Origin of the sequence: Chitinophaga sp. RCC_12, from assembly GCF_041360695.1 — a bacterium.
Lineage (GTDB): Bacteria > Bacteroidota > Bacteroidia > Chitinophagales > Chitinophagaceae > Chitinophaga.
Map to the genome: position 1 here is coordinate 181587 of NZ_JBFUPS010000007.1, position 14066 is coordinate 195652.

Consider the following 14066-nt stretch of genomic DNA (forward strand, 5'->3'; position numbering starts at 1 on the left):
CAGCTGACAGCGCACTGCTGGAGGCTATATACACAGCTCCCGACGGAGCTTGATTAATGCAAATATGACTACATTTGAATCACTGGGCTTACAAGAGCCTATCTTAAAGGGAATTACGGACCTGGGCTTCGTTTCCCCAACTCCCATCCAGGAACAGGCAATACCAGTATTGTTAGGAGGTGACCGCGATTTCGTAGGTCTTGCCCAGACGGGCACCGGTAAAACTGCTGCATTTGGCCTGCCATTGCTGCAGCAACTGGATCTGAAAATAAATAAACCACAGGGACTGATCTTATGCCCTACGCGTGAACTCTGTTTACAGATCACCAATGATCTGAAAAACTTCAGCAAATACCTTGGCGATGTGAGCATCGTAGCGGTATATGGTGGTTCCAGCATTGTTCAGCAGCTGCGTGAACTGAAAAGAGGAGTACACATTGTAGTGGCTACTCCCGGCCGTTTACTGGATATCATTGACCGTGGTGCGGTTAATTTCGACAATGTGCGTTATGCGATCCTGGATGAAGCAGATGAAATGCTGAACATGGGATTCCAGGAAGACATCAACAGCATCCTGTCTAACACCCCTGAAGGTAAAACTACCTGGTTGTTTTCGGCTACTATGCCAACGGAAGTTCGCCGTATCGCCAAGAAATACATGGAGGATCCGTTTGAACTGACTGTAGGTAACAAAAACAGCGGTAACGTTAATATAGAACACGAATACTACGTAGTGCGCCCGCGTGAAAAATATGCGGCCCTCAAACGTATCGTGGATTTCAACCCTGAAATTTTTGGTATCGTTTTTACCCGTACCAAAATTGAATCCCAGGAAATTGCAGAATCGCTGATCAAGGACGGTTACAATGCAGATGCCCTGCATGGCGACTTAACCCAGCAGCAGCGTGATAAGGTGATGAAACGCTTCCGCGAAAGAGCACTGCAGGTATTAGTAGCTACAGATGTGGCTGCCCGTGGTATCGACGTGGATAACGTAACACACGTAATCAACTACGATTTACCGGATGACGTGGAAAACTACACACACAGAAGTGGCCGTACCGGCCGTGCTGGTAAATCAGGTATCTCTATTGCTATCATCAGCAGCCGTGATACCGGAAAGATCCGCCAGATTGAACGTGTGATCCAGAAGAAATTTGTAAAGTCTGAAGTACCGGATGGTTTCGCAGTATGTGAAAAACAGCTGTTTGGCCTGGTGCATAAAGTACATAACGTAGTAGTAAACGAAGAGCAGATTGAACCATACATGGAACGCATCAACGAAGAGTTTGCCTCCATGAGCAAGGAAGACCTGATCAAACGTTTTGCTTCCCTCGAATTCAACCAGTTCCTTGAATATTACCAGGATGCGCCTGATCTGAATGCAAAAGACGACAGACGTGCCGGTACACTGGGAGATGACAGAGGTCCGCGCAGAAGCGATGGCAAATTCACCCGTTTATTCATCAACCTGGGTTCAGTAGATGATTTCAACCGCGGCGATATGCTCCGTTACCTGTGCGACAATACCGGTCTGCGTGGCAATAAAATCGGCCGTATCGATCTGAAGGGTGTTTACTCCTTCTTTGAAGTAGAGAACGAAGAACTGCCTAAAGTAACCGAAGCTTTCAAGAAAGTGGAATATAACGGCCGCAGCGTGAGGATAGAAATGTCCCAGGATGGCGACAGACGTCCCCGCACCGGTGCTGGCGCAGGCGATCGTGGTCCGCGTCGTGAAGATGGTCCGCGTAAAAGAAGCTGGAGTGCAGAAGGTGGAAGCCGCACGGGCGGTAGCCGCAGCGGTGGCGACAGACGTGAGTCTTTCGGCAGCGGTGGCAAACCTCCGTACAAGAAAAAATACTAATCCGCAAAACGGAATAGCAATATAAAAAGAGAAAAGGTGTCCATCGGGCACCTTTTTCTTTTTATGTAAATATCTGTTTCATTGTATAGGTCATTTTCCCAAATTTAAACTATCTTGTTAATCAAGACACCCAATTCACACGTTATTATGACCGGAGATACAAATCGCGCTTTACAGTACGTAGAACCATTTACTCTTTTTTCTTCCAGTGATATAACGCTTTTCCAGGCAGGCTCACATTACCGGCTATACGAAAAGTTTGGCGCCCATGCGATGGAGGTGGAAGGCGCCCATGGAACGTACTTTGCCGTTTGGGCACCGGACGCGGCATTTGTAGCGGTAATGGGGGATTTTAACGGATGGGATCATTACACCCATACGCTTTACCCCCGGTGGGACAGCTCCGGCATCTGGGAAGGTTTTGCACCCGGTGTAAAGCCTGGCTCCCTTTATAAATACTTTATCCGTTCCAACAGCGGGGAAGAGCTGATCAAGGGAGATCCATACGCCAATCACTGGGAGGTACGTCCTAAAACGGCGTCGGTGGTATACCCGCTTGATTATGAATGGGATGATAAGAAGTGGATGGATCATCGCCGGAAAAACAATGCACTCGACAGTCCTTTTGCCGTATACGAGGTACACCTCGGTTCCTGGCGCCGCCCCGATCCTTCTGATCCGGAGCGCGTATATTCCTACCAGGAAATAGCCGATATGCTGGTGCCCTATGTAAAGGAAATGGGGTTTACCCATGTGGAATTAATGCCCATTATGGAGCATCCTTTTGATGGTTCCTGGGGTTACCAGATCACCGGGTACTTTGCACCTACTTCCAGGTATGGCACGCCACAGGATTTTATGGAGATGGTGGAAGCCTTCCACCTGGCTGGTATTGGTGTGATACTCGACTGGGTGCCCTCACATTTCCCATATGATGCGCATGGACTGTTCCGCTTCGACGGATCGCACGTGTATGAATATGCGGATATGCGTAAGGGTTATCACCCGGACTGGAACAGTTATATATTCAACTATGCACGGAACGAGGTGCGATCGTTTTTACTGAGTAATGCCGTTTTCTGGTTCGACCGGTTCCATGTAGATGCCATCCGTGTAGATGCAGTAGCATCGATGATTCACCTGGATTATTCCAGGGAGAGAGGCGCATGGGAACCGAATGAAGTGGGTGGTCATGAGAACCTGGAAGCCATCAGTTTTCTGAAGAAACTGAACGAAACGATATATGCCCTGTTCCCCGATGTGCAAACCATTGCGGAAGATTCTACCTCCCACTATGGCGTATCCAGACCTACTTTTATGGGTGGGCTGGGCTTTGGTATGAAATGGATGATGGGGTGGATGAATGATACGATCGATTATTTTAAAAAGGATCCTATCCACCGGAAGTGGTACCAGAACGATCTGACCTTCAGCCTGGTGTATGCGTTCGGAGAGAACTTTATGCTGCCGCTGAGTCATGATGAAGTGGTACACGGGAAGTCGCCCATGCTGTATAAAATGCCTGGTGACGACTGGCAGCAATTTGCCAATCTCCGGTTGCTATATAGTTATATGTATACCCATCCCGGCACCAAGTTGCTGTTTATGGGTGATGAATTCGGGCAAACATCCGAGTGGAACTACCGCGGAGAACTCGACTGGCACCTGATGAAACATCCTACTCATCAGGGTTTAAAGGCTTTTGTAAAAGATATCAACGAATTTTACGCCGCTTCCACCGCTTTATATGAGCAGCAGTTTGATGCCGCAGGATTTGAATGGATCACGGTAAACGATTATGATAACTGTGTGCTGGCCTATGTGCGGAAAGGAAAAGCAGCCGGCGATATTTTGCTGGTGGTATTGAACATGACGCCGGTAGTCCGGGAAAACTACCTTGTAGGCCTTCCAGTAGCGGGAGAGTGGGAAGAAGTAATGAACAGCGATGCCCCGAAGTATTACGGCAGTGGTGTGGTGAACACTGGTGTTATCCGCACCGTTAAGCAGACGTATAACGGCAGGGACTATACGATTTCTTTGCGGTTGCCTCCCTTGGGTGCGACTATATTGAAGCTGCGATAGCGCGGAGGTTGTCTTACTCAGGATTACGCTGATTATACTGATTAAGGGGATTTGATCACGTTGGATTTTTAAGGATTTGGGGAGATGTGAGCGGATTTTGTCTTTCTCACTGATTACGCTGATTATATTGATTACTTTGATTTTATTTTTTGGATTTATAAAGGATTTGGGGAGATGTAAGCGGATATACCTGCTTTATCTTCCCAAAATCTTTTTAATCCAACGTGATCAAATCCGCTAAATCAATATAATCCCTTTAATCCTGAGTAAGACAACCTACGCTTACATCTCCCCAAATCCTTAAAAATCCAACGTGATCAAATCCCCTTAATCAGTATAATCCGTTTAATCCTGAGTAAGACAACATCCGCTTACATCTCCGCAAATCCTTAAAAATCCAACGTGATCAAATCCCACTAAATCAGTATAATCAGCGTAATCCTGAGTAAGACAAAATCCGCCCCAAATTAAACCTTCTCTTATTTCCATCGTCTATTAGCAATCTGATCCCTGTTGCAATAAGCGGTGATGGTGGTACGTTTTATGTGGTATCAGTGTTTCAACCAGATCAATTCGTCCATATTTTTATTTAGTTACATAAAACCGTTCTTTTTATGAAAAACTTTCTCCGCAAACCGGGGCATGGTTTGGTGATGGCAGTGTTGGCTGCTGTTACATTAGCGGGAGCCTGTAAAAAGGATAACTCCGCTTCCACCACGCCTATTCCGGACAATAAACAAAAGGTAAGTCTTTATTTATCAGATGATCCGGGTTACTTCGACAAAGTATTACTGGATATCCGCAGCGTAGAAGTACTGGTGGATACCTGCGGTAAAACGGATGACGACAACTGGTCCGACCGGGACCGTTGCTGGTGGGATGAGGACCGTGACCACGACCGGAACAGTGGGCGGGATACCTGCCAGTTGTGGGATTCATTGGATATTAACCCTGGTGTTTATGACCTGCTAACTTTAAGAAACGGAGCTGATACCCTGCTGGCCGGCGGCGTGGTGGCGAAAGGAACAATGGAACGTATCCGTATTACTATTGGTGACCAGAACTCGCTGGTAAAGGACGGTGTTACTTACCCGGTGAAATCGATCTCCGGTCAATCGAAGATCATTGTGAGAGTGCGTCACAACGAGTGGGATGAGCTGAGCGCGGATAACCTGCAGTTGTGGCTGGACTTTGATGTACAACGCTCTATTATCAGAACATGGAACGGAAAATTCATCCTCAAACCCTACATCAATGTATTCACCATTCTTAAAATGGGCAGTATTTCCGGTAAGGTAACCCCGTGGGATGCCTACCCGGTGATTTCTATTTACAACAGCAGCAGCGATACTTTATATGCACTGCCATGGAGAAACGGTGAGTATAAGGTACGTGGTTTGAAAGTGGGCGACGACTGGAACGTTTTTGTAAATGCCTCCAACGGTTACAAGGACACCACCGTTACCGGCGTAAAGGTAGCGCGCGGGAAAGACACGCGGATCGGGAATATCGAGCTGCATAAATAGCAGCAGCGTAGGTTGTCTTACTCAGGATTAAACTGATTACACTGATTACGCTGATTTGATCACTTTTTGATTTTAAAAGATTCGGGGAGATGTAAGCGAAGATAACCGCTTGTGTCTCTCCGAATTTTTATTAGAATCATTTATAAAATCTAAAAAAATAAAATCCTTAAAATCAGTATAATCAGCGTAATCAGCAAGAAAGACAACATCCGCTTACATCTTCCGCAAATCCTTTATAAAATCCAAAAAGTAAAATCAAAGTAATCAGTATAATCAGCATAATCAGCGAGAAAGACAAAATTCGCGCGCGTAAAATATTTAACTTGTGACAAAGTAATATCTATGAAGAAACTGTTGTTTTTATACCTGTTATTATTGAGTGTTTGCAGTATGGCGATTGCCCAGGCGAAGGTGAACCAGCTTGATGCGCAAAACCGTAAGCAGGGGCGTTGGGTGGAGGAAGTGGGAGAAGTGAGGGGAGAGCCGGGGTATACCTGGGAAGGCGTTTACAAAAATGGCCGGAAGGAAGGCGTTTGGAAAAAGACTTCTGCCATTGGTAATTTACTGGCGGAGGAAACTTACAAGAATAATGTGCTGGATGGTTACTGCAAGTATTATTTTCCTAACGGGAAGCTTAGTGAGGAAGGGGCTTTCCTGGCTACTGAAATTGAAGGACAGCGGGATACGATCATGATCATAGACCCGGTGACGAATGCCGAAACACCGACAGAGATTGTAAGGTTGGGTAATTCCGTTCGTAACGGGGTATGGAAGCTATATGATGAAGAAACCGGGAAGATGGTGAAAGAGTATTACAAGCGGGGCGAAACCGTTAGTGCTGATGAGTTGGGCGACAGTACCGAGGTAGCCGCGCCTGCAGTAAAGAAAGCTCCGTTGCAGTTGCCGCATGAAAATACCGGCAAGCACAAAAAGAAGGGCTGACAAAAATGAACAGCATGGAAGCTAAAATGAACAAAAAGATTTGTCCGTTTTAGCTTTTTTTTATGTAATTTCATCAATAGGATGTGATCTTATAGAACCCGTAAGTCACCAATAATTTTTTTATTGAGAATCCTTTTAATTTGTTTGTATGAAAAGCCTTACTATCAACCACGCGGAGAATCCTCAGGAATTACACGGAATAGAATATACTACTGACAGGATGGAAATCCTTTTCAGAGCTGTTTTTATCTTTTTAGTGTTTTGTGCATTGACTTCTATTTTCTTTTTGTCTATTTTTTATTAAGCATAAACAATGATCATCAACGTAAGAAAGGCTCAAAGGTGATTTATCATCTTTGAGCCTTTACGATTTTTGTAAGCATTGCTAAATTGATTTTTTAAGCTGTAATCCTTATTCAGATTAGATCTATAAGCTATTACTTTCATTTCTGATTCCGGAACCCTTAATTCAACGTTAACAACTTATTCATTTTGTTCATTGTGCGTTTATCGCCGCTGAACATTTTGTACAATGATATTTAGCATCTACTTTTATAGTTCTAAAGTTGGCATAGGTTATGAAACCGGCGCGAGATCTCTATCTGAAGTGCCTTTCTTTTTTTCTTACCACTTTAGATATCTTACTACTTCATTGATATTTCTTCAAAGCTTCTTGGTACAACAAATGACACGGTATTATCTGCCAGTATGTTTTCCGGGCGTATGGCGGTGGCTTGTCCATCTACCAGCAGTGTAGTGGGTTTGAAGGGAAGGCCATGCACAATGATCCGGTGGTTTTTATAGGTTGTTTCGTAATTGATATAAAATTGTTTTTTAAGATAGAATTGTTGTGCGGTAGAACGTTGCTTGAAGCGGATCACGTTATATTGTCCGTTTTTATAGCCATAGTGATCGCCGGCATCTTCGTACAACACGCTTTTTACTTCTGTATCTCCGAAATAAACGTGCAGCAACATTTCCGTAACCGGTGTTTGCTGGGTGTACTGCATTTCCGGGAATTCCGGTAATACAGCGCCTGCTTTTACAAACAGGGGTATTTCGTCGAGGGGCGTTTTTACCTTAATTTCTTTTGCGCCAGCATATTTCTGATCGTTCCAGAAATAATACCAGTTTCCGGCGGGGAGGTATACTGCTTTTTCCTGCATACCTTTTTCGCTTACATGGCTGATCAGCAGGGAGTCGCCGAACATAAACTCGTGCGAACAGTTGTGTGTGGCGAGATCTGTTTGCGCCACAAAAGCCAGTGGGCGCAGCATGGGCGTACCGTGGGTGGCGTATTGCCAGAAGGTAGTGTACAGGTAGGGGAGCAGTTTATATCTTAATGTAATAAACTTAGTCACCACTTTTTCGTATTCCGGTCCGAAGCTCCAGGGTTCCTGGTTAAAGCCTGTTTCATTGCTGGCGGAGTGGGTTCGCATGAGCGGGTGGAAAACAGCCAGCTGAATCCAGCGGGTGTACAGTTCGCCATCGGGTTCACCGATGAAGCCGCCGATATCGCTGCCGGTAAATGAAATACCGGAAACGGCTAAACGCTGGCATTGCACGCTGGCCAGCCACAGGTGTTCCCAGCTGGATACGTTATCGCCGGTCCATACGGAAGACCAGCGTTGTGCGCCTGCGTAACAGGAGCGGGTAATGAGGAAGGATCGGTTGGGCATCAGGTATTTTTTCATACCGGCTGCGGTGGCTTTGCTCATCAGGTGGCCATATACGTTATGCGCCTTGCGGTGACTCACCTCTTCGCCGTCGTAGTCGTGGCGGACATCTTCCGGGAAGGAGCCCATTTCAAATACGGCGGGTTCGTTCATATCGTTCCATACGCCGCGGACGCCGGTTTCGGCCAGGCTTTTGAACAGGCTGCTCCACCACTCCCGTACTTCTGGGTTGGTGTAGTCCGGGAACACACATTTGCCCGGCCAAACATCTCCTTCCATCAGGGCGCCGTCGGCGCGTTTGCAGAAGTAGTTGTTTTTAATACCTTCCTGGTATACGGCGTAGTCAGCATCTACCTTAATGCCGGGATCGATGATCACTACTACTTTAAAACCTTCGGCGGCCAGTTCTTTGATCAACCCTGCGGGATCCGGGAACCATTCCTTATTCCAGGTAAAGCAGCGGAAACCGTCCATATAATCGATATCGAGGTAAATAACATCGCAGGGGATCTTCCGTTTCCGGAATTCCTTCGCGATTTCTTTTACGCGGGTATCGGGGTAGTAGCTCCAGCGGCACTGGTGGTATCCTAACGCCCATAGTGGCGGCAGTTCGGGGGTACCGGTGATTTTTGTATAAGATTCGGCCACTTCCAGCAGGTCGGGACCGTAAATAAAATAGTAATTCATTTCGCCGCCGCGGGCCCAGAAACTGCAGGCATCTTCCCTTTCTTTACCAAAATCAAAGATGGTGCGGAAGGTATTATCGAAGAAAATGCCGTAGCCGATGCCATGGTGCAGGCCATAATAGAAAGGAATGTTCCGGTACAGCGGGTCGGTATCTTTCTGATAGCCATAGGCATCTGTTCCGTAGTTTTCCAGGCGTTTGCCCCGGAGATTCAGTTCAGTAGGCTTGTCGCCCAGTCCGTAGAAGCATTCCCCTTCCTGCACTAACTTGCTGCAATACTGGATTTTACCTCCTTTGAGCAGGTAGTGTTGCCAGTGATAACCCATTTCATCCTGGTTGATCACTCTCCCTTCCTTATCTGAAATGGTGATACGGAGGTTATCCCGTGCAATAAATACCTTTAATTCATCTGTATAGATCTCAAAAGTTTCTTCCCATTCTTTTATACCAAAAGCGATCGGTGATTCTTCCAGCGTATCGCTGGTGGCGTAGGAGAAGTCCCGTTGAAAAGAGCCTTCCGCAGCATATCTGAAGCGGAGGATCTTGTCGGCAATTACCCTTACTTCGAGAATTGTTTCTGTAGTATAAAAACAAAAATAGTTTCCTTCTTTTTTCCAATCCCTGATACCATCGGGATAGTGTTTGGCGCCGTATTTACTTGACGAGGTTTCAACTTGCATAATCTCTTTTTCTGGATGCGCGGTAATGCGTTACCGAGGTCTTAAATTACATAAAAAAATCAGAGTAGTGATAGTCCTTTTGCGTTAGATGCTTCTTTTTGGGCGTTTACCCTCTAAATTGACAGCTTCGCAAAAAATCCTAACAAGTAAATAAATTACTTATTAACTTCATATCAATAAATTTACTTTTTGCTTTAACCTATTTTAGTGGGTGCACCTTTCCAGGAGCACCTTTTTATTGGCGGTGGCCCTGATCAATGGTTTGCCAGTACCCCGATATCTTTTCCGGCCACATACACGGTTGTTCCTTTTCTTGCTTTGGCTGCCACATTAAAGCCTTTCCCGATTTTTTTCCAGTGCTGACCGCCATCTTCTGAAATATCCGTGCCGGAAGTACCGGTAGCGATGAGCAGCCGGGGACTGATCCAGGCTACGCAGGAACGGTATCCGCCGGGAGATACTGTGGGCGCTTCCCAGCTTTGCCCGCCGTTGGTGGTGAGCATGCAGTTCCCTTTCCGTGCGGTGTCCTGCTTATAGTCGCCACCCACAGCAATCCCATTGGCCGCATCGCGGAAGGCGATGGAAAACACGCCGGTGGTACTGCTGCCCTGTATCAGCGGAATCGTGTAGGCTTTTCCGTTATCCGCGCTTTTAAAAAGCCGGGCTACCTGGCCGCCGGTGGCAAAGTAAACGTTCTTTCCCGGCAACAGCACCATGCTGGTGCCACTGGCAGCAAAGATGGCTTCCCCTTCTGCAGCGGCCGGCAAAGCTGGCGTGGGATCAGCTTTCCAGCTGCGGCCGCCGTTATGTGTCCGTATGACAGTAAATTTTCCGTCGATCGGATCGCCGATAGCGATGCCTTCCTGTTCATTAAAAAACTGCATGGCATCAAAGAAAATGCCCGGCCTGTTATCGTAGAATACCTGCTTCCAGGAATTGCCGCTATCTTCCGTTAAAAAAATCAACGCCGGTGCACCGGCATTCAATACAATGGCTTTACGGGCATCAAAGGCATACAGTGAACGCCAGTCGCAGCTATCGCAGCCGGTAACCGTGGTCCATTTCCAATGTTTACCACCATCGGTGCTGTTACCAACCTTGCCGCCGGTGCCGGAGGCCCAAACCACTTCATCTGTTACCACGCTCAGTCCGCGGATACTTTGAACCGGAGTAGCCGTTAGTATGTTTATATGGTAACCGGCTGCCGTGTCCTGGGCGGTAGCCGGGGCAAAAGCAAATATTAAAGTATAACATCCCAGCAGCAACAGGCGGCGGAGCACCCTTTGTTTACGGGTGATAAATGGCCACTGTCCTGTATTTAAGCCTGGCAGGCCGGCTGCTGTGTTGAGTGTATTCATAAGAGTATTTCGTTTATTCCCAATCTGTTAACGGGAAGAAAATTACAAAATTGCTACAAAGTGTGACACAGATTTATATATTTGCAGATTACCTAACCTGCTTACACATTAACAATATTCCAGTGCATCAACCGCATCGCTTAAAAATGTTCATCCTATGCTGTATATGGGGACTCTTCTCCGGGATGCTGCATGCGCAGGACAAACCATACATTTTTGACAGCTATAGCGTTAATGAAGGCCTTTCTCAGAGCACGGTATTCGATATCACCCGGGATGACCAGGGATTTATGTGGATTGCCACCCGCGACGGCATCAACCGTTTTGACGGGTATACCTTTAATGAATACCGGTATAAACCCAGTTCCCTTTACAAGGCAGGCGAAGGGAGGGGAGAGCTGGTAGCCCGCGGATCTACCGGCAACCGCGCGGTGATTAACCGTTTTGATCTGAAAGGGTATAAAGGATTTTCTTTTTATAAAGACAGCCGTTCCCAGTTATTGCTGGCCCATAACAACGGGATCAGCGTGTATGATAAATATAAGAACAACTTCAGTAAGCTGCTGGAAGACACTACTATCGTAAATGCCGCAGAGCGTGATAATAATGTAAAGTTTGTGATCCTGGGAGAAGATACGGCCACCAATACCCTGTGGGTATGGCGTCCGATGAAAGGTATCTATGTGCTGGATAATACTACTTACGCCACGCGCCGCATCATTTTGTATCCGCCGCAGTTTGTACAAAGAGGGATATTGCCTTCTGTAGTGATGAAAGACGGGAATACCATCTGGATGAACGGCGACCAGGGAGAGCTTTTCTCCCTGAACATCAAAAATCTCCGCATCTCCACCTATTGCCTGCCCGGTGTGGGCGATAAACCGTTGCTGCGCAATCTGAATAAAGACTCTATGATCATCATCAGCGCAGGTCATATTACGCTCTTTAACAAGCAGCGTAACAAATTCAGCGACCTGGTTTTTGATGTGAAGAATGAAAAAGGAGAACCGTTCATTCCCGCGGTATCTGAGCTGGATCAGTACGGCAATGTATGGATAGGCGGAAGCGATGGTGTACTGATATACAGTATTGCGCGTAATGAAATTGTGCGGCATATTGTGAGCTTTAATACTTTTGAAACACGGTCGTTCAACGATGTGTCGTGGCTTTACCGGGATGTTGCCGATAACATGTGGGTAGGCACCGATGGCGATGGATTGAAGAAGTATTCCCCGCATAAAAAAGTATTTAACCTTTACCGTTCGCCTTATATCACGCATAACATGGTGCAGGCCGTGTATAAGCACGATGATGGTAAATTGTACGTGGGGCTGATGAGGGATGGGTTGAATATTTATGAAGATGGTGGAAAATTCCTGGAGCGCATTTCCAATGAATTATATCCCGGAAAATTTCCCGGCAACGACCTGGGCGCTATTTGCCGGGAGAATGCAGAGCAGCTCTGGCTGCACTTTGCTGGTATGCACATCGGCCTGTTCAATGTAGAAACCAAGTCTTTCCTGGATCTTACCGGAAAAGTAACTGCATTGGGTTTACCGACGCAGCTGGCGCCATTTCCTTTCCTGTTTAAGCGTACCAACGGACAATTGTATTTCAATTATGGCGGCTATCTGCTGATGTTTGATAATACCGAGAAAGGATACGAAGTAGCGGTAGTGCATAATTTTTCGGATGAAGTATTAACCGCTTTTTATGAAGATTACCTGGGTAACCAGTACGTGGGTACGAAATCGGCGTTGTATATAAAGCGGGTGGCTGATTCCCGCTGGAAAAACGTGTTCCTTGCTCCTGGCACTACTGTGAAATCCATCAATAAAAATGCGCATAAAGAGTTGCTGGTGGCAACTAACAAAGGATTATTCATCCTGGATGATACAGGGCGTATTAAGCAGCATTACAACAGTTATGATAATCCCAAGCTGATCAATGATTACATGTATGGTGTGTTGCTGGATGATAAAGACAGGATCTGGGTGAGCCATAATAAAGGGTTATCACAGATTAACCCGCTGACAGGTGAAATCACTACTTATAATTATGAAGATGGGTTGCAGTCGAATGAGTTCAACACCGGTGCGTTTTATAAGTCCATCGACGGCCAATTATTTTTTGGCGGCATCCGTGGGGTGAATGGATTTTACCCGAAGAATTTCCGGGACAATTTATCCAATGCCAAAGTGATCATCCGCCGGATGGAAGTGCTGGACAAGCCTTATGAATCTGACACGGCCATTTCATTGCTGAAGAAAATAGAATTACCGTATAATCAGAATACTATTGCTATAGAATTTGTGCCGCTGGAGTATACCAATCCATTAAAGAACAAAGTACAGTATAAGCTGGAAGGAGCAGATGAGGATTGGGTGCAGGCCGGTACTTTCAGGATGGCGCGTTACACCAACCTGCATCCCGGCAGTTATGTTTTTAAGTTGAGGGCCTCCAATAATGATGATATCTGGAGCACGGTTCCTACCACGCTGGAAATTGTAATCAAAATTCCTTTCTGGCAGTCGCTGTGGTTCCGGTTTTTACTGTTGCTATTACTGCTGGGAATTGCTTATTATTTCTCTACGCTATATCTTGATTATAAGATACGGCATGAGAAACTGAAGCTGGAGAAAGAGCAGGCGGTAGACCAGGAGCGGGCGCGTATTTCCAGTGATATGCATGATGATCTTGGTTCAGGGTTATCTACTATCCGCTTGCTGAGCGAGGTAGCGAAGCGGAAAATCCAGGACCCTTCGCAGACGCGGGAAGTAGAGCGGATTTCCGAAACGGCGGGAGAGATGGTGGACAAGATGAGTGAGATCATCTGGGCGATGAGTTCCTCCAATGATTCGCTGGCCAATCTGATTGCTTATATGAGAAGTTTTGCGGCCGAGTTTTTGGAGCATGCGCATATTACGCACCAGTTTTATATTCCGGAAACCATTCCAAATATTAAGCTGAGTGGTGGCACGCGGAGGAATATTTACCTGGCAGTGAAAGAGTCGTTGCATAATGTGGTGAAACATGCGAAGGCAACAGAGGTAATTGTGGAAGTGAAGATGCATAAAAACATGACGATCATGATTAAGGACAATGGAAAAGGGTTTGACCAGGAGAAGGTGAGATTGTTTGGAAACGGGTTAAAAAATATCCAGAAAAGGATGATATCGGTTGGCGGAAATGCGGATATCAGTTCGAATAATGGAACAATAGTTTTTCTCGATATCCCACTAAATTAACATAC

Annotated in this window: 7 protein-coding genes; 5 read left to right on the plus strand and 2 right to left on the minus strand. The window is 46.2% G+C overall.

The genetic code is table 11. The annotated features are described in order from the left end of the window. The first annotated feature begins 64 nt into the window (after positions 1-64). The 4 genes from AB6805_RS20935 to AB6805_RS20950 all read left to right on the plus strand — a co-directional run bounded on the left by AB6805_RS20935 (position 65) and on the right by AB6805_RS20950 (position 6414). The gene (locus AB6805_RS20935) at positions 65-1864 is read left to right on the plus strand and encodes a DEAD/DEAH box helicase (protein ID WP_370911385.1); all 1800 of its coding nucleotides are present in this window, start codon (positions 65-67) and stop codon (positions 1862-1864) included. 147 nt (positions 1865-2011) lie between these two features. Further along, entirely contained in the window at positions 2012-3946 is a 1935-nt protein-coding gene (gene glgB, locus AB6805_RS20940; protein ID WP_370911386.1) for a 1,4-alpha-glucan branching protein GlgB, read from the plus strand. A gap of 614 nt (positions 3947-4560) precedes the next feature. After that, positions 4561-5472 carry a DUF4382 domain-containing protein gene (locus AB6805_RS20945; protein WP_370911387.1) on the plus strand — a complete coding sequence of 304 codons (912 nt, stop codon included), beginning with the start codon at positions 4561-4563 and terminating at the stop codon, positions 5470-5472. Between the two features lie 342 nt (positions 5473-5814). Then, positions 5815-6414, plus strand: a complete 600-nt coding sequence (locus AB6805_RS20950; protein ID WP_370911388.1) for a toxin-antitoxin system YwqK family antitoxin — start codon at positions 5815-5817, stop codon at positions 6412-6414. Positions 6415-7058: 644 nt separating this feature from the next. On the opposite strand, the gene AB6805_RS20955 is transcribed toward AB6805_RS20950, so the two are convergent. Next, positions 7059-9455, minus strand: coding sequence for a glycoside hydrolase family 31 protein (locus AB6805_RS20955; RefSeq protein WP_370911389.1), 2397 nt, complete (start codon positions 9453-9455; stop codon positions 7059-7061). Between the two features lie 254 nt (positions 9456-9709). After that, positions 9710-10813, minus strand: coding sequence for a WD40/YVTN/BNR-like repeat-containing protein (locus AB6805_RS20960; protein ID WP_370911390.1), 1104 nt, complete (start codon positions 10811-10813; stop codon positions 9710-9712). Between the two features lie 146 nt (positions 10814-10959). Here AB6805_RS20960 and AB6805_RS20965 point away from each other — a divergent pair, with 146 nt between their 5' ends. Next, entirely contained in the window at positions 10960-14061 is a 3102-nt protein-coding gene (locus AB6805_RS20965; RefSeq protein WP_370911391.1) for a triple tyrosine motif-containing protein, read from the plus strand. Positions 14062-14066: the final 5 nt, after the last annotated feature.